Here is a 19,548-nt window from a genome sequence, read left to right on the forward strand (position 1 = left end):
TCTCCCCTTGAGGGAGAGGGTGGCTCGGCGAAGCCGAGGCGGGTGAGGGGCAGTTCAGACCCCTACTTCCACCCCTTCGCCGCCTTCTTCTTCCGCTTCACCCCATCCAGCGCGTATTTCACCAGCTCGATCCCCATAGCCTTCTCCACCGGCGGATAGACCGCCGGATCGAGCACCGACGAGGCCAGCGGAATGATCTTCTTGGGGACGTGGAGGACGAAGACGAACATGCCTTCGCGCAACTGCCCGGCGCTGAGCGGGGTGCCGGCGGCGTCGAGGGTGGCGATCACGTCGGGGAAGGTCGCGAGCCGGGTGCCGCCGGCGTCATCCACTGCCATGTATTCGTTCATGGTGTGGATGGTGACCGCCTTGTCGCCATCGCCCAGCGCGAACCGGCCGATGTCGAAGGCCTCCTTTGTGTAGACGAGCTCCTTCTTCGTCACCGCGCCCTTGGCCAGGATGCTGCCGCCCGTCGTCTTGACGATGGCGTCGATGACCGCCGAGCCGCCTTTCTTTTCCGCCGCGATGATCGCTTCGCCGAGGCTCAGCGCCAGCGAGATGCCGCCGAGTGCCGCGTTGCGCCGCACGTATTTGGCGCGCAGCGGGTTGCGGCACGAGGCGATGAAGCCGCCCGACTGGTCGGCGGCGGTGCGAAGGATCGGCGAGATCTTTGCCGTCGCGCCCTTCACCACCAGCTCGATATAGCGGTTCTCGGCACGGTTGCCGCCCACTGCGGTCTGGATCATCTTTTTCGGGCTGCCGGCCATGCCGATCGAGCCCATGTCGCCCGTCGGGTGCGCGCGGATATCGCCCACGGCGTCCACCACCTTGGTGCCGAGCAGCGCCGAGGGCAGCCAGGCGTTCAGCGTCGAGCTCTTGCCGTTCTGCCCGATCATCAGGCCGCTCAGCTTCTCGCCCAGCGCCTTTTCGAGCAGCTTCACGGCCTTGACGTAGTCGACACCCTGCATCTCCCACGCGGTAGTCGAGGCCGGCGCGCCGATGGCGGCGGCGGTTGCCACCCAGTCGCGCGGGTCGAGCTCCTCGATGTCCACCAGCTCGGGCTTGCCGACGCTCACCGCAGCATAGCCGAGCATCCGGCCATGATCGGCCCAGCCACCGCCGCCAGCAGCATAGACGGAGCCGCCCTTTACGGCGGGCTCCACGTCTTTTTCGGTCAATACGCGACCCATACTACAATTCCCCGTCCAACCGCTTCACCGCCTCCAGCAGCACCGCAGCGCCAAGCGCCACGTCGGCTGTTTCGGCATGTTCTTCCGGCGTGTGGCTGCGGCCGCCGAGGCAGGGGATGAAGATCATCGCTGCCTTGGTGATCCGCGCCATCCAGGCCGTGTCGTGCCCGGCGCCCGACGCCAAACGGCGGTGGCGCGCGCCCACGGCCACGGCTGCCGCGTCGAGCGTATCAAGCACGAAGGGGTCGCAAGGCGTTGGGAAATTGTCGGAAATGGTCAATGGGGGTTCTATGGCGACGCCGGTCTCGGTGCTCACCGCCTCGGCCAACGCGCCGAGTTCCGCAACGAAAGTTTCCATGTCCTCGCGGCGCTCGGCCCGCGCGTCGACCAGGAGGCGCGCCTGCGACGGCACAACATTGGCCGCCCCCGGCTCGATCGAGAATTCACCCACAGTCGCGGCGAAGTGAAAATCTCCCTGGCTCAGTTCGGTCCCCAGCACCTCGATGCCCAGCACCAGCCGCGCCGCCGTCGCCAGTGCATCCTGGCGCGAGCCCATTGGCGTCGTCCCGGCATGGTCGGCGCGGCCGTTGACGATGATCTCGATACGCGTGATCCCGGCGATCGCGGTGACGACGCCGATATCGAGATGCCCGTCCTCGAGCACCGGCCCCTGCTCGATATGCAGCTCGAGGAAGGCCACGATGTCGTCGCGCTTCTCCTGCCGCAGCGGATTGCCTCCGACCTCGGCGATGCCCTCGCGCAGGCTGAACTCGTCGACCTCGCGATCGAGCCATGCCTCCGGCCGCACACCGGCCATGCCGCGGCTGCCGACGCAGGAGACGCCGAAGATCGACACTTCCTCGGCGAGGAAATCGACGATCTCGAGGTCGTGGCGGAGCTCGATGTGCTGGTCTCGCAGGGCGCGGGCCACTTCCAGCGCCGCCGAGACCCCGGCGATGCCGTCGAAGCGGCCGCCATCGGGGACGGTGTCGGAGTGGGAGCCGAGCATGATGGTGCCCTGTCCCAAGTTTCCCGGCCGGCGGCCGATGAGGTTGCCGGAAGCATCGATACGTGTCTCGAGCCCCGCCGCCTCGAAGCGGCGGACGAGCCATTCGCGGCCGCGGAGGAACATCGGGGTGAAGGCGCGGCGAGTGTAGGGGCGTCCGGGTTCGGTGATCTCGGCGAGGGAGGCGATGTCCTCGGCGATGCGGGCGGGGTTTGTGGAGAGATTGGTGGCCATCAAGAGCCCCCACCCCTGTCCCCTCCCCGCAAGGGGGAGGGAGACGATGGAGCCGCGTGCGCCGTGTCAGGCTCTGCCGTTTGCTCGAAAGGCGTGGTTGCGATGGCTGATCGTAAGGGTCTCCTCCCCCCTTGCGGGGGAGGGACAGGGTGGGGGGAGTTCGACACACGAGATACCGCCCCAAGCACGCCGGCAATCACCTCGTACACGCCATCTGCGTTTTGCAGCACATAGTCATTGGTGAACCGGAGCACGTGAATGCCCCTGCCCCGCATGTACTCGTTCCGGTTAGCGTCGTAAGCCACGGCCCGGTCCGTCCCATGCGTCTCCCCGTCCATTTCGACAATGACCTTCGCGTGCAAACAGGCAAAATCTGCGTAGTAGGGACCAACCTGCTGCTGCCGCCGAAAATGCCAGCCCTGCTCGCGGAAATGCCAGAGTATGCGCCACATGGCACGCTCCGGTCCCGTCTGATCCCGGCGCAGTTTCCGGGCGCGTTCAATGCTCAAAGACACCCCCACCCCTGTCCCCTCCCCGCAAGGGGGAGGGAGACGTCAAGCTTGCTCCGAGTGTAAGGTTGCTCGTACCAACTCATCCCCTCCCTCTGCTCGCCGTTTGATGCCGTCGCAAGCCCGGGGCGCGTTCAGTGCTCAAAGATACCCCCACACCCCTGTCCCCTCCCCGCAAGGGGGAGGGAGACGCTTGCAGTTTGCTCCGCGCTTGAGGTTACGAAGACAGATCGGGAGGGTCTCCTCCCCCCTTGCGGGGGAGGGATAGGGTGGGGGGTACTCTTTACGCACCACCCCATCACCTCGCTCCGGGCTCTTGCCGCACGCTCCGGCCCTGGCTGATCCCGCCGCAGTTTTCTTGCACGTTCAATGCTCAAAGAGACCCCCCACCCCTGTCCCCTCCCCGCAAGGGGGAGGGAGACGCTTACAGTTTGCTCCGCGCGCGAGGTCACGAAGACCGATCCGGAGGGTCGCCCTCCGCACCATCACCTAACCTCCGGCCGAACCCACCGCCCTGCCCCGGGCTCCGCCACCTTCGTCCCGTCGAACACCTGCCGCCCGCGCAGCCACGTCCCGGCCACGGTCCACGGCAGCTCGATGCCGTTGTAGGGGCTCCACCCCACGACATTGTGCCCCGAGCGCGCGGCGTCGTAGACCTGCGGGCGGTCGACCAGGACGGTGATGTCGGCGTCCTTGCCGGCCTCGAGCGCTCCCTTCTGGCTGAGGCGGAAGTGTCGCGCCGGGTTTGCCGCCATCAGCTTTGCCGCCCAGGTCAGCGAGATGCCGCGCTGCAGCGCGCCCTTGACGAATAGCGGCACCATGGCTTCGAGCCCCGGCACGCCGGAGGCATTGGCAAGCATATCCGGGTTGGTCTTCCTGTCCTCCGACCAGCTGACGTGGTCGGTCGAGACCAGCGTCACGTTGCCGGCCGCCACCTGCCGCCACAGCGCCTCGACTTCGGCGCGGGGGCGGATCGGGGGGTTGATCTTGGCCTTGCCGCCGAGACGGCGGACGTCGTTTTCCTCGTCGAGCGTCAGGTAGTGGATGCAGCATTCTATACTGGCGTGGAAGCCCCGCGCCCGGTAGTCGGCGGCGATGTCGTAGCCGCGGCTGAGGGAGCAGTGGACGACGTGGGCGTCAGCGCCGGTCGCTGCACCGGTTTCGTAGATTTCGAGCGTCGCCAGCAGCTCGGTCAGCGGCGGGCGGCTGAGGCCGTGGGCGCGCCAGTCGGTGATGCCGGAGGCCTTCACCCTGGCCATGGCGGCGCGGACGCTTTCGTCGTCTTCGTTGTGAACGCCACCGGTCAGCCCCGTCATTGCCACTTCGATGAACGCTTCCTGAAGCAGCGGCGGCGAGATGCGGGGAAAGCGCACCGGGTCCGTGCCGAAGGTCGAGAACTTGAACGCGGCGACCCCTGCTGCCGCCTGCTCGGCGATGCGGGTCGCGCCCTCCTCCGGGTTGATCGTGCCGTAGAGCGCGAAGTCCACCCGGGCCTGCGGCTCGGCGTGAGCGACCTTTCGCTCCACCGCTGCGGCCGAGCAGACGAGGTCGCCTTCGTCATAGGGCATGTCGACAATGGTGGTGACGCCGCCGGCTGCCGCGGAGCGGGTCGACCAGATGAAATCCTCCTGGTTGCGCTGGCTCAGCGAGTGCACCTGCGCGTCGATGGCGCCGGGGAGGATCAGGGCCTTGCCGAGCAGATGCCGTTCATGCGCATGCGGGGGCGTCCCCTCGCCGACATGGATGACCTTGCCGTCGCGCACCGCGACATAGCCGTCCTCGATGATCAGCGAGGGCAGCACCACGGTGCCGGCGAGGACGAGATCGAAATCGGACATGCTTGCCTCGCGGCCTCCCTTAACTCGGTGTCACGGTGGGGAAACCCCAGTTCACGATATCTCCCTCCGCTGTCCGGTCCTTGCCATCAGTATCCGCTCGAGCGCCGAGAGCGCATCATAGATCAGAACGGCCATCACGCCGACCACCAGCCCGCCTTGCGCCACGAAGGCGAGGTTGTTGGAGAGGAGACCGGCGATGATCACCTCGCCAAGCGTCGAGGCGGCGACGGTCGAGCCGATGGTGGCGGTGGCGACCGAGATCACCACCGAGAGCCGGATGCCGGCGAGGATCACCGGCGTCGCGAGCGGCAGCTCCACGTCGAGGAGCCGCTGGCGGTCGGTCATGCCCACGCCACGTGCCGCTTCGGTGACGGTGGGCGGCAGGGTCGTGAGGCCGGTGAGCGCGTTCTCGAAGATCGGCAGCAGCCCGTAGAGGAACAGCGCCACCAGCGTCGGGGCGGTGCCGAAGCCGAGCACCGGAACGGCGAGCGCCAGCACGGCGACCGGGGGAAAGGTCTGGCCGATATTGGCGATCGAACGGCTCAATGGCAGGAACTCGGCGCCGAACGGGCGCGTCACCAGGATAGCGAGGCCGACGGCCACAAGCGTTGCGGCAATCGTGGCGATCGCAACGATGGTCAGGTGGCTGAGCGTCAGGTTCAGCAGCGAGTTCTGCGTGTAGATCGCCGGCTGGCCGTTCCTGGTCAGTGGCTGGAACACGAAGGCGAAGCTCTCGGGCGTGACGATGAACGCCACCAGCAGCGCGAGGACGACCAGCCGGATGATCAGGCCGATGCTCATTGCGGGCGCTCTGCCTTGTGGGCGATGTCGTCGCGGCGGATGCGGCCGATGAGGGCGCCGCTTTCGTCGATCACCGGCAGCATCTCGCGGCCGCTCCACAGGCACTCGGCATAGGCGTCGCGCAGCGAGGCATCGGCGGAGATCGGTTCGCCCTGCGCCGGACCGGGCTCGACCAAGTCGCGGACCTTCCAAAGCGACAGCAGCCGGAACGGGCGCTCGCCGGTACCGATCAGTTCGGCGACGAACGGGGTGGCGGGATTGGCGATGATCTCATGGGGCGGCGCGTATTGCAGGAGCTTGCCCTTGTCCATCACGGCGATGCGCGTACCGAGATGGATGGCCTCCTCCATGTCGTGGGTCACCAGCACGATGGTGGTGCCGAAGCGCTTCTGGATGGCGAGGAGGTCCGACTGCGCCTTGCTCCGGATGATCGGGTCGAGCGCGCCATAGGGCTCGTCCATCAGCAGCAGTTTGGGCTCGGCGGCGAGGGCGCGGGCCACCCCGACCCGCTGCTGCTGGCCGCCCGAGAGCTCGCTCGGCAACCGGTCGCGAAATTCCGCGGGATCGAGCTGGAAGAGATTTAGAAGCTCATCCACCCTTTGTGCGGTTTTCTGCTTGTCCCAGCCGAGCAGCTCGGGGACGGTGGCAATGTTCTGCCCCACCGTGCGATGCGGAAACAGCCCATGCCCCTGGATCGCGTAGCCGATCCGGCGGCGGAGCTCGAAGGCCGGTTCCGACCGCGTATCCTGCCCGTCGATCTTCACCGTGCCGGAGGTGGGCTCGATCAACCTGTTGATCATCCTCAACAAAGTGGTCTTGCCCGAACCCGAGGTGCCGACGATTACCGCGAGCTCGCCGTCCTCGACGGTCATGCTGACATGGTCGACCACGGTCAGGTCGAGATAATCCTTGGTGAGGGCCTCGATCTCAATCACGGCGCATATCCTTGGGCGAGACCATTTCCACAATAGAATCAAGCACTACGGCGGCCGCGAAGGCCAGCGCCACGGTCGGCACGGCGCCGAGCAGCACCAGGTCCATGGCCGTCTGTCCGACGCCCTGGAAAACGAAGACGCCGAAGCCGCCGCCGCCGATCAGCGCGGCGATGGTAGCGAGGCCGATGTTCTGGACGAGCACGATCCGGATGCCGGTGAGGATCACCGGGAAGGCGAGCGGGAACTCGACCGTCAGCAGCCGCTGCCGGTCGGTCATGCCCATGCCCTTGGCCGCATCGTTGGCGGCGGGCGGCACATTGTCGAGGCCTACCACGGTGTTAGCGACCACCGGCAGCAGCGAATAGGCGAAGAGGGCCACCATCGCCGGCGCCGCGCCGATGCCGGAGATGCCGAGGGCCGAGGCGCTAGGGATGTTGGCCGCCACCCAGGCCAGCGGCGCGATCAGGAGGCCGAACAGGGCGATGGAGGGCACGGTTTGGATGGCGTTGAGGACGTTGAGGACGGGAGCGCGCAGGGCATCGCTGCGGTGGCAGAGAATGCCGATGGGGATGCCGGCGACCGTGGCCGCGGCCAGCGAGCCCAGCGCCAGCGCCAGATGCGTCTGCGCCTCGCGCCAGAAGGTGTCGCCGCGGTTGAAATATTCACGCAGGATCGAGAGGTCGTTGAGGGTGCCCGAGCCGAGCAGAACGGCGAAGAAGATGGCGACCCCCACGAGGGCGCCGATGCGCGTCCACGGCCTCAGCTTCAGCCGCGCAATGGCGTCGGCGGCGAGGAGCGCGAAGGCGAAGATCAGCAGCCAGAAGCCAGCGCCGGGCGAGACGCGGGCGATCCGGTCGCCCTCGGGGGTGAGGAAAGACGCGGCGTGCCCGACGGCGATGAAGAGGATGGCGAGCACGACAAGGCTGGTCCAGAGCCGCCACAGGGTGGGCGTCCTGAACAGGGCGATGGCGATGGCGGCGAACAGCGCCAGCACGAGGAGCGTGGCTTCCCAGGCGGGCAGCGCGGCGAAGATGGACTTGGACTCGCCTAGAACGATGCGGTTGGCCCGGAAGGCGGCGAAGGGGAGGAATGACGCGACGGTGGCGATGGCGGCAATGAGGACGCCGAGCTTGTCGATGGCGAACTGCAGGCGGCGGGGGACCGCTACAACGGCACTCACTGCCTGCCTCCCCTTATCCGGCGCTGCGCGCCACCGTCTCCCCGAGCGGGATAATAAGCGCGGTGGCACCATCGTGCCACGGCCGTTCTCCTCCCCGTCGGGGAGAGGGTGGATCGGCCCGAGGCCGAGACGGGTGAGGGCCCTCCCGCCGCGATATCGCAAAACCCGTTCATCGCGAAAACATTAGGGGCGGGCAGTAGTCCTGCCCACCCCCAAAATGCGTTGTCTGCGCTGTAGTTTACTTCAGGAAGCCGTTGGTCTTCAGCCAGTCGACGGCGACGTCCTTGGCGGCTTCGCCACCGACCTGGATGCGGCCGTTCAGGCCCTGGAGCGTGGTGAGGTCGAGCTTGGCGAAGACCGGCTTCAGCAGCTCCTCGATCTGCGGGTTGGCCTTCAGCACGGCCTCGCGGATGATCGGGGCGGGCTCGTAGACCGGCTGCACGCCCTTGTCGTCGGCCATCACCACCAGACCCGAGGGGGCGATGCCACCGTCGGTGCCGTAGACCATGGCAGCGTTGACGCCGTTGGTCTGCTGCGCGGCGGCAGCGATGGTCGCGGCAGTGTCGCCGCCCGAAAGGGTCACCAGCTGGTCGGGCTTCAGGGTGAAGCCGTAGACTTCCTGGAACTTGGGGAGCGCCGCGGGGGACGAGACAAACTCGGCCGAGGCGGCGAGCTTGATGTTGCCGCCGCCGGCAATGTATTTGCCGAGATCGGAGAAGGTGGCGAGCTTGTTGGCATCGGCCACATCCTTGCGGACCGCCACGGCCCAGGTGTTGTTGGCAGGAGCCGGCGTCAGCCAGACGATCTTGTTGGCGTCGAAGTCGAGCTTCTTGGCCTCATCGTAGCCCTTGGCGGCATCGTTCCAGATCGGATCGTCGGCCTTCTCGAAGAAGAACGCGGCGTTGCCGGTGTACTCGGGGTAGATGTCGATTTCGCCGGCGGTGATCGCCTGGCGCACTACCGGGGTGCCGCCGAGCTGGATCTTCTCGGTCACGGGAATGCCGTTGGCCTGCAGCACCTGGCTGATGATGTTGCCGAGCAAGCCGCCTTCGGTATCGATCTTCGAGGACACGACGACCTGGGCGTTGGCAGCAGTCACCGTGAAGGCCAGCGCCGCGACGGCGCCGAGCAGTTTCTTCGAAAGCATGGATGGTCTCCTTATTGCTCCGGCCTTTGTGTGATCCCTGGGCCGGAATTGGCGCCAAACCTATACGTACCCCTCGGAAAAGTCATACTCCCGCGTGCTACGTGACCGGGCCAAGCGCGAAAAACTCGTCCAGTGCATGGATGGGCGCGTGGGAAATCAGTTCCGCCATGGTCTGTTCCGAGCCCAGATCGCTTTCGATGATCTCGACTTCCGCCGAGAGCGGTCGATCGATTTCGTAGAACTCGGCGTGCTTGCGCACCTTCTCGTAGATCATGCCGGGAACACCGCTGGGGCGATCGCCGTGAATGTCCATCGCCTGCGCCGCCAGCAGTCCTTCGAGCGCCGCGAGGCGCTTCAGGGCCCGCACCTGACGTTCGAAGCGCTCGACCACCAGCGGCAGGAACGAGACCTCGTCCTCGAGCCCCGCCGCCACCACCAACGATTGCGCGGACACCGGCACCGACATCGAGAGCGCTCGGGCGAACAGTTCGCCGGCGAGCTTGATGATCGGGCCGAAGCCGGTGGCGATGGCGCCGCGCGGCACGAGGTTGATCGGAAGGTCGCGGCGCGCGCCGTTAGACAGCAGCACGCAGCGGTTGAACGAGTTGCGCGCCGCGTGCGCCAGCCCCAGCTGGGCGGTCTGGAGATAGATGGTGACGTCGAGGGGGAGCGAGCCGCCCGAGGTCAGCACCTGGCCGCCAACGACCACCGGGTTGTCGTCGGTACGCCCGGTGGCGGCAAGAATGGTGCGGCCGCAGACCAGGAGGGTGTCGAATACCGAGCCGAAGACCTGCGCCATCATCCTGAGGCTCAGCGGGTCCTGGATATGTGTGGCGTCGGGCCAGTCCCAGCCCATGGCGTTGTGGTAAAGCCAGGCGCCGATCTCGGCCTCGCGCTCGGTGCCCACATGCGCGACGGCCTTCCACGGGTCGCGCGAGGCGCCCAGCGCACCGGCGGTGGTGAGGCTGGTGGCGAGCAGCATACGGACGGTGGAGGCGGCCGAGCGCGTTGCCTCGGCGGCGGCGGCGAAACCGACCGCATTGACGCTGATCGAGGCAAGGCTATCGCGCGGCGCCATTCGCCAGGGCGCGAGGCCGGCATCGGCAAGCGCCGCCTCGGCCGACATGCGGCGGTTCTGGTACACGGCTTCGCCGACGCCGGTGAGCACGGCGCCGATCTGGCCCATCAGCCCAATATCGGCGGTGCCGATAGAGCCGGTGCGCCGCACCACCGGCACCACGTCCTTGTCGAGCAGCGCCAGGTAGGCCTCGACGAGGCCGCGCGAGCAGCCAACCCGGCCGGTGAGGGCGGTGTTGACGCGGATCGCCATGGCGTTGCGGACCACCGAGTTGGGGAATGGGGCACCGGTGCCGAAATGGTGGGCCCGGACGAGGCCGATGTTGAAGGTCTCCATCTGCTCGGGCGTCCACTCGACGTCCTTCATTGCGCCCACGCCCGTGGTTGCGCCGTAGACCGGCTCGCCGCGGGCGATCTTGTCGTCGAGCACCTTGCGGGCGACATCGACGCGGTCCATGGCGGCAGGGTCAGCCTCGAGCACGACGGCGCGCTGCCCGATGCGCGCCAGGTTCGCGAAGCTCAGAGGCTTGCCGTTGAGGGAGAGAGTCTCGGATTGGGGATGAAACTGCTGCATAGGCAGGGATTAGCGGGTGCAAGGCAGGCGCGCAATGGGAGGGGCTGGCGCGTTGGGGGGGCGCCTGCCCGAGGCGCGGGAGCGGCGGGGTCTGTGGCCGGGATTTGGAAAGATTCGAGCGTGGGGCCACCCCCACCCTTGATCTCTCCCCACAAGGGGGAGGGAGTCGACTGAGGGGATCAGGGACACTAAGCTTGGCGGTCGCTGCCCGGGAGTGGGTAGCGCTCGACTTCGCGCAGCAGTTCGATGAAGCCGTCGACGGCGGTTTCGACGGTGATGCGGCCCTTGTCCGCGGTGGCCTTGCTGGCTTCGCCGGCGGCGCCGAGGGGGTGGATGTCGCTGGCGATCCAGGCGTAGCTCAGCATGCCGGTGGGACGGAGGTACTTGTAGGCCTGCTCGTCGCGCTGGGCGACGGAGGGGAAGTCCTGGAGCTTGTCGGTGTTCACCAGTTCAGGGCGGAAGTGCATCACCAGCGAGGTCTCGCTGTCGCCGCCGTGGATGCCGAAACGGTTCTCGATGTCGGAGTAGATGTCCTTGGGCCAGAAGTGGCTCCAGCCGGCCTTCACCGCCAGCATGTTCTCGCGCACCCGGAGCTCGCGGGCGACGATGTCGAGGATCGACACGTTCCCGCCGTGGCTGTTGACGAACACCACCTTCTTGATGCCGGTGCGGGCGATCTCGAGGCCGACCTGCGTCCAGGCGTCGATCAGGTTGGTGGCGGTGTGGCTGACCGTGCCCTTCTGCCAGATGTGCTCGTTGGACTTGCCGATCGCCTGGACCGGCAGGATGCGGATATCGAGGTCGGCCGGGGCGCGCTGCACCAACAGATCGAGGTGGCCCTGGTTGATGATGGTATCGGTGCCGACGGGCAGATGCGGGCCGTGCTGCTCGACTGCGGCGACCGGGAAGACGGCGATGGTCTTCATCGGATCGAGGCCGTGGAATTGGGTGGCGGAGAAGTCGTTCCACCAGATCTTGCGGTAGCTCATGGGAAGTCTTTCGAAGGGTTGGGTCAGCCGGGCGTCGCCGCCACGGCCTCGATCTCGACGACGAATTCGGGGCGGGCGAAACCGGCGACGATCATCAGGGTCGAGGCGGGAAAGGGCTCGGAAAACAGGGCGTTGCGGACCTGCATGTAGGGCTGCAGGTGCTCGCGGCCGGTGACGTAGGCGTTGATGCGGACGATATCCTTCAATGCCATGCCGGCCTCGCCCAGGATGGCGAGGATGTTCTGGAAAGCGAGCTCGGCCTGCCCGGCGCAATCGGGTGGAATCAGGCCATCCTTGCCGATGCCGAGCTGGCCGGAAACGAAGACGAAGCGGGAGCGGGACGCCACCTCGACGCCCGGGCTGTAAGGCGCGAAGGGCGGGTGAATACTGTCTGGTAAAAGCGGCTTATGCACAGGACCCCCGATGTGTATGCTCAGCTAAGCGTCAAACGCTCACTAAGGAAAGCCCCATTCTGACCCTTATTGCCTATTATCGCGGCAGTTCGCCCGGTGGCGCGTTTTTGGGCTTTTCTTTTTCAATCGGGCGCGGAATGAATGGCCCGCGTGCTCTCGGGCACAGGAGTTTGCCGACCCGCCGGGCGGGGGACAAGCCCGGCGGATACCGTAACAGGGAGACTAAATGATGATCGACTTCACCAAGCTCATCTCGGCCGGCGCGATAACGCTGGCACTGGGTATGGGCGGCGCGCTGGCGCAGGACAAGGTCAGCTTCGGCACCAACTGGCTCGCGCAGGCGGAGCACGGGGGCTACTACCAGGCCGTGGCCGATGGCACCTATGCCAAGTACAATCTCGACGTCACCATCCGCCAGGGCGGGCCGCAGGGCGCCAACCGGTCGCTGCTGATCGGCGGGCAGATCAACTTCTACATGGGCGGGCCGACCACCGCGATCGACGCGGTCAAGGAAGGCATCCCGACCCTCACCATCGCCTCGATCTTCCAGAAGGATCCGCAGGTGCTGCTGGCGCATCCGGATTCCGGCTTCGAGACCTTCGCGGATCTCGCCAAGGCTTCGAAATACATCCTCTCCAAGGACGGCTTCATCTCCTATTTCGGCTGGATGAAGACGGCCTATGAAGGCTTCACCGACGACAAGTTCGAGCCCTATACCTTCAACCCTGCACCGTTCATCGCCGACAAGCAGGCGATCCAGCAGGGCTATGTTACGTCCGAGCCCTACGAGATCGAGAAACAGACCGGCTGGGCGCCCAAGGCGTTCCTGCTCGCCGACAACGGCTTTGCGCCGTACTCGTCGACGATCGAGGTAATGAAGCCGTGGTACGATGCCAACAAGGACGTGGCCAAGCGTTTCGTCGAGGCCTCGATCATCGGCTGGTACAACTACCTCTATGGCGACAACACGGCCGCAAACGAGCTGATCAAGAAGGACAATCCGGACATGACGGACGGCCAGCTGGCGTTCGGCGTCGCCAAGATGAAGGAATACGGCCTTGTCGTTTCCGGTGACGCCGAGACCAACGGCATCGGCTGCATGACCGACGCGCGTTGGAAGGACTTCTACGAGCAGATGGTGGGCGTGGGCCTGTTCAGCGACGGCATTGACTACACCAAGGCCTATACCACCGAGCTGGTTTGCCAGGGCGTTGGCAAAGAGCTGGTGAAATAGGCTAAACACCCCATCGGCGCGGGCAATACCGCCCGCGCCGTTCGTCCCTAACCTGGGCTTAACGCACTTGACTGATCTTTCCCTCGCCGAGCCGAGGACCGCACCGCTTTCGTCACGCACAGTCGTTTCGATGCGCAACGTCTCGAAGGTTTTTTCCAATGGTACGCTGGCGCTCAAGGACATGTCGCTCGATGTGGAGCGGGGCGAGTTCCTGAGCCTGCTGGGCCCATCCGGGTGCGGCAAATCGACCGCGCTCAGGATCATCGCCGGCCTCGGCGCCCCGAGTTCCGGGCAGATCCGCTGGCCGTCATCCAAGATCAATTCCAAGGGCCTGCCCGAGGGCGATGTCGGCTTCGTGTTCCAGGAACCGACGCTGATGCCGTGGCAGACGGTGTTCGGCAATGTCTACCTGCCGCTCAGGCTGCAGGGCGTGGGCAAATCCGCCGCCCGGCCGCGGGTGATGGAGACGCTTGCCGCCGTCGGCCTTGCCGATTTTGCCGAGGCCTATCCGCGCGAACTCTCGGGCGGTATGAAGATGCGCGTTTCGATCGCCCGGGCGCTGGTCACCAAGCCCAAGCTGCTGCTGATGGATGAGCCGTTCGCGGCGCTCGACGAGATTACTCGGCAAAAGCTCAACGACGACGTGCTGCGGCTGTGGAAGCAGTCGGGCGTCACGGTGATCTTCGTCACCCATTCGGTGTTCGAGAGCGCCTACCTCTCCAACCGCATCGTGGTGATGAAGGCGCGGCCGGGACAGGTATTCGCCGACATGCCGCTCAAGACGAGCGGCGAGCGTAACGCCGAATACCGAACTTCCGAGGAGTACCGTGCGATCACCCACGATGTGTCACACGCGCTGCACGAGGCCATCCACGCCGGCGGGGGGACGCACTGATGAGCGAGATCGTCCAGGCCGGACCGGGCAGTTCCGAGGAAGCCGGCACCGACAGCGCCGTCGCGATCCTGCGTCCGCGCACCTCGAATACCGAGAAGATCCTCCGCATCGTCGTGCCGGTCGCCATGCTGGTGCTGGCGGTGATCGCCTGGCACTTCATCGTGGTGCTGAACGGCATCCCGAAATACATCCTGCCGACGCCGGCGGACGTGGCCAATTCGCTGCTGAATGACTGGCCGACGCTACTCCCTGCCCTGCTGGTGACGCTGAAGATCACCTTTTCGGCGCTGATCCTGGCGCTGATCGGGGGCGTGGCGCTGGCCATCATCCTCGTCCAGAGCAAATGGATCGAACTGGCGCTGTTCCCGTTCGCGGTGATCCTGCAGGTGACGCCGATCATCGCGATCGCGCCGCTGCTGCTGATCTATTCACCCGACACGCAGACGGCGCTGCTGATCTGCTCGTTCCTCGTGGCGTTCTTCCCGATCCTCTCCAACATGGTGGCCGGGCTGAAGAGCGTCGATCATAACCTGTTGAATCTCTACGACCTTTATGGGGCGTCGCGGTGGCAGACGCTGATCTACCTGAAGATCCCGGCGGCGATGCCGTACTTCATGGCCGGCCTCAGGATCGGCGGCGGACTGGCGCTGATCGCGGCGGTGGTGGCGGAGTTCGCGGCAGGTACCGCGGGCGAAGGTTCGGGATTGGCGTTCCGGCTGCTCGAGGCGCAGTACCGGCTCAACATTCCGCGGCTGTTCGCGGCGCTGATCCTCTTGACCGGGACGGGCATCGCGATCTTCGGACTCACCTCGTTCATCGCCTGGCTGACGCTGCACCGCTGGCACGAAAGTGCACTGAAGCGGGAGAATTGAGTTGGCGCTCACGGAGACAGACGGCCCCCTCCCGGCCTCCCCCATAAAGGAGGAGGTGCCGCATCGGGTTCGAGGCACGATCGCAGCCAGGAATCAGCTCCCCTTCACCTCCCCCTTTATGGGGGAGGCCGCCGGGAGGGGGCCGTCTGCCGACGGTGGACACCCCTGATGCACGGCACCCCAGCGCTCGCGACCGGCAACGTCACGCTCCGCAATGCCCGCATCCCCAGCGCCGCGCTCGGCAAGGCCGGGAGCGGGGCGGTCGAGACGGTCGATGTGGAGATCAGGGATGGCCGGGTGGCGGCGATTCGGCCGACCGGGTTGGCGCCCGTCACGGGGGCGAGCCACGATCTCGATTCCGGGCTGATCCTGCCGGCCTTCGTCGATGTCCACACGCATCTCGACAAGGGGCATATCTGGCCGCGGAAAGAGAACCCGGACGGGACCTGGCTCGGGGCGCTGGTGGCCGCGGGGGCCGACCGCGAGAACAACTGGTCCCGGGCCGACCTCGAACGCCGGATGGATTTCGCGCTACGCTGCGCCTATGCGCACGGCACTGCCGCCATCCGCACGCATCTCGACAGCGCCCCGCCGCAGCACGAGATCAGCTGGGCGCTGTTCGAGGAGATGCGGGAGCGGTGGGCCGATCGCATCGAGCTGCAGGCGGTGTCGATCGTCGGGCCGGATACGCTCTTGAACCCGGCGGAACTCGATACCGTGGCGCGGCAGGTGAAGGCCTCGGGCGGCGCTCTCGGCGGATCGGTGGCCGAATACGGGCGCTCCAAGGAAGCCATGCTGCGGGTCGTCGAAAAGGCCGGCGAGCTTGGCCTCGACCTCGATCTTCATACGGACGAGACGGGCGACCCCAGCGCGCACGCCCTGCTCCACCTCGCCGAGGCGGTGCTCGAGACCGGCTACACCGGCAAGGTGATGGCGGGCCATTGCTGCGTGCTCACGGTGCAGGACGAGCGGACGGTGCGGGGAACCATCGACAAGGCGGTGGAGGCGGGGATCGCGATCGTCTCGCTACCGATGTGCAACATCTACCTGCAGGACCGGGACAACGGGAACGGCGCGGTGCGCACCCCGATCCGGCGCGGGGCCACCTTGCTCAATGAATTCAAGGCGGCGGGCGCGGTGGTCGCCGTTGCGTCGGACAATACCCGCGATCCGTTCTACGCCTATGGCGATCTCGACGGGGTCGAGGTGCTGCGCGAGGGCGCGCGGATCCTCCACTTCGACCACCCGCAGGACCTGGCGTGGGACTGGGTGCGGGCCGTCGGCTCGGCGCCTGCGGCGCATGCCGGGTTTGCCTACAGGGCGGTGATCGAGGTCGGCGCGCCGGCTGACCTGGTACTGTTTTCTGCCCGCAGCTGGACCGAGCTCAATGCCCGGCCGCAATACGACCGGATCGTGCTGCGTGCCGGCAAGGCGATCGACACCACCCTGCCCGACTATCGCGAACTCGACGACCTGATGGAGTAATCATGGACATTGCCGCCTTCCGCACCGCTCTCGGCGACATTCCGGTCGAAGACAACCCACGCATCGTGCAGCAGAAGAGCCGCGACCATTACTGGTACTCGCCGCGCCTGAAGCAGCAGCTGGAAGGGGTTACCGCCGAGATCGTGGTGTCGCCGCGCTCGGTGGACGAGGTGGTGACGGTGCTGCGCGAGGCGTTCCGGCATGAGGTGCCGATCACGCCGCGGGGCGCCGGGACGGGCAATTACGGGCAGGCGATGCCGCTCTCGGGCGGGGCGATGCTCAACCTGATGAACCTCAACAGGGTGATCAAGATCGAGCAGGACCGGGTGCGGGCCGAGGCCGGGGTCATCCTCGAGCAGTTGGACGAGCAGACCATCCATGCGGTCAACGGTGAACTCCGCTTCCATCCCTCGACCTATCGCATGGCTTCGCTCGGCGGCTTCATTGCCGGCGGCTCGGGCGGGGTGGGGTCGATCCGCTGGGGCGGATTGCGCAATTTCGGCAATATCCTGGGGCTGAAGGTGGTGACCTGCGAGGCCGAGCCGCGGGTGCTGGACCTCACCGGGCCGGATATTCTCAAGGTGGCGCATGCCTACGGCACCAACGGCATCATCGTCGAGGCGGAGATGCCGCTGACGGCGCATTACGACTGGGTCGACATGATGGTCGGCTTCGACAGCATCCAGGAGGCCTGCGCCTTTGCCGAGCAGGTGGCGCTGCAGGATGGGCTGCTGTGCAAGGAGATTTCGCCGGTCGCGGCGCCCATCGCGCATGATTATTTCAACCGCCACCGGCCCTATATCCGCAGCCGCGAGCAATCGGTGGTGCTGCTGATGGTGGCGCCCGCGGCGGTGCCGGCGCTGGTGGATTTCGTGGGATTTCACGAGGGCGACTTGCTGATGCGCACCGATACGATGGCGCCGGAGGAGAAGGCGAAGCTGCCGCCGATCTATGAGCTGGCGTGGAACCACACGACGCTGCGCGGGCTGAAGATCGACCCCACGATCACGTATCTGCAGACGCAGTATCCCGACCTGGCGCATGTCAGGAAGATCATCGACATCTTCGGGGAAGAGCTGCCGATGCATATCGAGATGACCCGGTTCGACGGGCGGGTGGTGTTCTCGGGGCTGCCTATCGTGCGCTACACGTCGGAAGAGCGGCTCGAGGAGATCATCCGGATCCATGAGGAGAATGGGTGCCTGGTGTTCAATCCGCACCGCTATACGCTCGAAGAGGGCGGGATGAAGCGGACGGATCGGGCGCAGCTGGCCTTCAAGAAGGAGGCCGATCCCAAGGGCATCCTCAATCCGGGCAAGATGATCGCCTGGGACGATCCGGATTTCGATTTCGAGTCGGGGCGGACCTGGCTGTTCACGGGGCTCTACACGCTCGGCGGCGCGGCCTGATGCGGGTGCTGGTGGTCCACGCCCACCCGGTCGAGACCAGCTACAACCGCTCGCTCTTCAACGCCGCCTGCGAGGCCCTCAGGGCCAAGGGTGACGAGGTGGATGCGCTCAACCTATATGATGAGCAATTTCAAGCAGTTATGAGCAGCGAGGAGCGGCTTGGCTATCACGATGTGCCGGGCAACCTGACGCCGCTGACGAGGCCCTATGTCGACCGGCTGCGCGCCTGCGATAAGATCGTGTTCGTCCACCCTGTGTGGAATTATGGGTACCCGGCGATCCTCAAGGGGTTTTTCGACCGCATCTTTTTGCCGGGAGTCTCGTTCGTGCTCGAGGGCGGCGACGGGCCGGACAAGGGCAGGCTGGTGCCGGCGATGAAGAACATCCGGAAGGTCGCGTACATCACCACATATGGCGGGGATCGCTTGCGCACCATGATCATGGGCGACCCGCCGCGGCGGCTCGCGATGCGCTGGGCCTGGGTGACTTTCGGCACGCCGATGCCGCCGAAATACCTGGCGCTCTACGACATGAACAACCAGACCGAAGCGGGGCTGAAAGGGTTCATCGAGAAGGTGAAGCGGGAGATGGCGCGGTTCTGATTGAACGAACTGGGGGTGGTTCGTTCAGTTTGGGTTTTGGTCTTCGGTTGGTGCATCGCTGGGTCCCCTGGCCACATTTGGTGAGGGCATTGTCGCTGATGCGGGGAACGCGGGGATAAGTGCTGTGAGGGCGCCGCGGGCCGGGGTTTTGGGATGGCTTGGTGGGGGCGGACGGGTTGGACGGGGCTCGGAGGGCGGAATAGGGCTGCAGTGCTGCCGCTTGTTTGCCCCGGAGATGAACGGGAGATGAATGGGGGCTGAGGGGGAATTGGGGCCATTGAGAGGCTGGTGGCTGTGGACCCCCACCCCTGTCCCCTCCCCGCAAGGGGGAGGGAGACGCTCACCGATGGTCTGGTGCGGGCGAAGCGTGTTCCGTACTCGCTTCGCCCGCTACCGCTTACCCAAAGTTCCAGCCCCGCTTGAACTGGTAGAAGATGTGCTGGCCGATCTTGGCGTTCTTCTTCATGCGCGGAGCCCAGTGGGGGTAAACGTAGGTGGCGTGGTAGTGGGTCGCGTAGCCGACTTCGGCGAGGTATTCCTTGCCGGAGATGACGTCCTTGGCGATCGCCATGGCCTGTTTCCAGGACTTCTGGTCGGTGACCTTTTCCGGGTTGCCGTCGCAGGCGAAGGAGTTCTGGCAGGCGTTGCGCTTGTTCTGGTTCTGGAACACCACGCCGCAGATCGTGTCGGGGTAGAGCTTGTGGTAGACGCGGTTCATCACCACCTGGCCTACCGCGACCTGGCCGCGATAGCTCTCGCCGCGTGACTCGAAGTAGATGGCGGTGGCCATGCACCAGACTTCCTTGTCGGAAACCTTCTTGCCCTGCTTGTTGAGCACGGAGCCGTCGAACACGGTCGCGGGCAGGTCGGCGCGGGCGTAGGCCAGCTTGTCGGACATCGAGCGGGGCATCGGCACGTCGCTGCCAGCGCCGGCCATGCCGTCGATGGCGTCGAGCGCCGGGGTGGTGAGGGCGGGATCGACCGAGGCGACGGACACCGGCATGGGCGGGGGCGTCTTGCCGCTGGCGTCGGCCTTGGCAGTCTCGAGGGGCGCGGCCACCTGCAGGCCGTTGGCGATGCGCTGCGCAGCGATCTGCGCGCGGATCCCCGCGAAGCTGCCGGTGACGTCGGCGAGTTCCACCACGGGCCGGGCGCGAT

The 19,548-nt window shown here is 66.1% G+C and carries 18 protein-coding genes; 6 read left to right on the forward strand and 12 right to left on the reverse strand.

Annotated elements, in window-relative coordinates; translation table 11 throughout:
• Positions 1–62 precede the first annotated feature (62 nt).
• From JWQ89_RS19830 to JWQ89_RS19875, 11 genes are all read right to left on the reverse strand, one after another.
• The gene (locus JWQ89_RS19830) at positions 63–1,190 is read right to left on the reverse strand and encodes a DUF917 domain-containing protein (protein ID WP_299643910.1); all 1,128 of its coding nucleotides are present in this window, start codon (positions 1,188–1,190) and stop codon (positions 63–65) included.
• A 1-nt stretch (position 1,191) separates the two neighbouring features.
• Positions 1,192–2,430: a Zn-dependent hydrolase gene (locus JWQ89_RS19835; RefSeq protein ID WP_299643913.1), complete on the reverse strand. Its 1,239-nt coding sequence runs from the start codon at positions 2,428–2,430 to the stop codon at positions 1,192–1,194.
• Positions 2,430–2,951 carry a DUF559 domain-containing protein gene (locus JWQ89_RS22565; RefSeq protein WP_366144025.1) on the reverse strand — a complete coding sequence of 174 codons (522 nt, stop codon included), beginning with the start codon at positions 2,949–2,951 and terminating at the stop codon, positions 2,430–2,432. Before JWQ89_RS22565 ends, JWQ89_RS19835 begins: the two co-directional genes overlap by 1 nt.
• Before the next feature lie 473 nt (positions 2,952–3,424).
• Positions 3,425–4,777 carry a dihydroorotase family protein gene (locus JWQ89_RS19840; RefSeq protein WP_299643915.1) on the reverse strand — a complete coding sequence of 451 codons (1,353 nt, stop codon included), beginning with the start codon at positions 4,775–4,777 and terminating at the stop codon, positions 3,425–3,427.
• 51 nt (positions 4,778–4,828) lie between these two features.
• The gene (locus JWQ89_RS19845; protein WP_299643917.1) at positions 4,829–5,578 is read right to left on the reverse strand and encodes an ABC transporter permease; all 750 of its coding nucleotides are present in this window, start codon (positions 5,576–5,578) and stop codon (positions 4,829–4,831) included.
• On the reverse strand, positions 5,575–6,513 hold the full coding sequence (locus JWQ89_RS19850; RefSeq protein ID WP_299643919.1) for an ABC transporter ATP-binding protein: 939 nt from the start codon (positions 6,511–6,513) through the stop codon (positions 5,575–5,577). The genes JWQ89_RS19845 and JWQ89_RS19850 overlap by 4 nt, the downstream gene beginning before the upstream one ends.
• Positions 6,506–7,693 (reverse strand): ABC transporter permease, encoded by a 1,188-nt coding sequence (locus tag JWQ89_RS19855; RefSeq protein ID WP_299643921.1) that lies wholly within the window; start codon positions 7,691–7,693, stop codon positions 6,506–6,508. Before JWQ89_RS19855 ends, JWQ89_RS19850 begins: the two co-directional genes overlap by 8 nt.
• Positions 7,694–7,931: 238 nt before the next feature.
• Complete coding sequence (locus JWQ89_RS19860) at positions 7,932–8,840, reverse strand: ABC transporter substrate-binding protein (RefSeq protein ID WP_299643923.1); 909 nt, start codon at positions 8,838–8,840, stop codon at positions 7,932–7,934.
• Between the two features lie 97 nt (positions 8,841–8,937).
• Positions 8,938–10,491, reverse strand: coding sequence for an aromatic amino acid lyase (locus tag JWQ89_RS19865; protein WP_299643924.1), 1,554 nt, complete (start codon positions 10,489–10,491; stop codon positions 8,938–8,940).
• A 188-nt stretch (positions 10,492–10,679) separates the two neighbouring features.
• Positions 10,680–11,480, reverse strand: coding sequence for a creatininase family protein (locus JWQ89_RS19870; RefSeq protein WP_299643927.1), 801 nt, complete (start codon positions 11,478–11,480; stop codon positions 10,680–10,682).
• A gap of 23 nt (positions 11,481–11,503) precedes the next feature.
• The gene (locus tag JWQ89_RS19875; protein WP_299643930.1) at positions 11,504–11,893 is read right to left on the reverse strand and encodes a Rid family hydrolase; all 390 of its coding nucleotides are present in this window, start codon (positions 11,891–11,893) and stop codon (positions 11,504–11,506) included.
• A 283-nt stretch (positions 11,894–12,176) separates the two neighbouring features.
• Between JWQ89_RS19875 and JWQ89_RS19880 the strand changes: the two genes are divergently transcribed.
• The 6 genes from JWQ89_RS19880 (at position 12,177) to JWQ89_RS19905 (ending at position 18,390) form a co-directional block, all read left to right on the forward strand.
• On the forward strand, positions 12,177–13,127 hold the full coding sequence (locus JWQ89_RS19880; RefSeq protein WP_299643942.1) for an ABC transporter substrate-binding protein: 951 nt from the start codon (positions 12,177–12,179) through the stop codon (positions 13,125–13,127).
• A 130-nt stretch (positions 13,128–13,257) separates the two neighbouring features.
• Positions 13,258–14,022, forward strand: coding sequence for an ABC transporter ATP-binding protein (locus JWQ89_RS19885; RefSeq protein ID WP_299643945.1), 765 nt, complete (start codon positions 13,258–13,260; stop codon positions 14,020–14,022).
• A complete protein-coding gene (locus JWQ89_RS19890; RefSeq protein ID WP_299643932.1) occupies positions 14,022–14,894 on the forward strand; it encodes an ABC transporter permease in 873 nt (290 codons plus the stop codon). The genes JWQ89_RS19885 and JWQ89_RS19890 overlap by 1 nt, the downstream gene beginning before the upstream one ends.
• Before the next feature lie 168 nt (positions 14,895–15,062).
• The gene (locus tag JWQ89_RS19895) at positions 15,063–16,379 is read left to right on the forward strand and encodes a cytosine deaminase (RefSeq protein ID WP_299643934.1); all 1,317 of its coding nucleotides are present in this window, start codon (positions 15,063–15,065) and stop codon (positions 16,377–16,379) included.
• Positions 16,380–16,381: 2 nt separating this feature from the next.
• The gene (locus JWQ89_RS19900; RefSeq protein WP_299643936.1) at positions 16,382–17,788 is read left to right on the forward strand and encodes an FAD-binding oxidoreductase; all 1,407 of its coding nucleotides are present in this window, start codon (positions 16,382–16,384) and stop codon (positions 17,786–17,788) included.
• On the forward strand, positions 17,788–18,390 hold the full coding sequence (locus JWQ89_RS19905) for an NAD(P)H-dependent oxidoreductase (RefSeq protein WP_299643937.1): 603 nt from the start codon (positions 17,788–17,790) through the stop codon (positions 18,388–18,390). The genes JWQ89_RS19900 and JWQ89_RS19905 overlap by 1 nt, the downstream gene beginning before the upstream one ends.
• A gap of 397 nt (positions 18,391–18,787) precedes the next feature.
• On the opposite strand, the gene JWQ89_RS19910 is transcribed toward JWQ89_RS19905, so the two are convergent.
• On the reverse strand, positions 18,788–19,548 hold a 761-nt coding region (locus JWQ89_RS19910), incomplete at its 5' end, for a cell wall hydrolase (protein WP_299643939.1).

It is taken from the genome of Devosia sp. (assembly GCF_028290645.1).
Classification (GTDB): domain Bacteria; phylum Pseudomonadota; class Alphaproteobacteria; order Rhizobiales; family Devosiaceae; genus Devosia_A.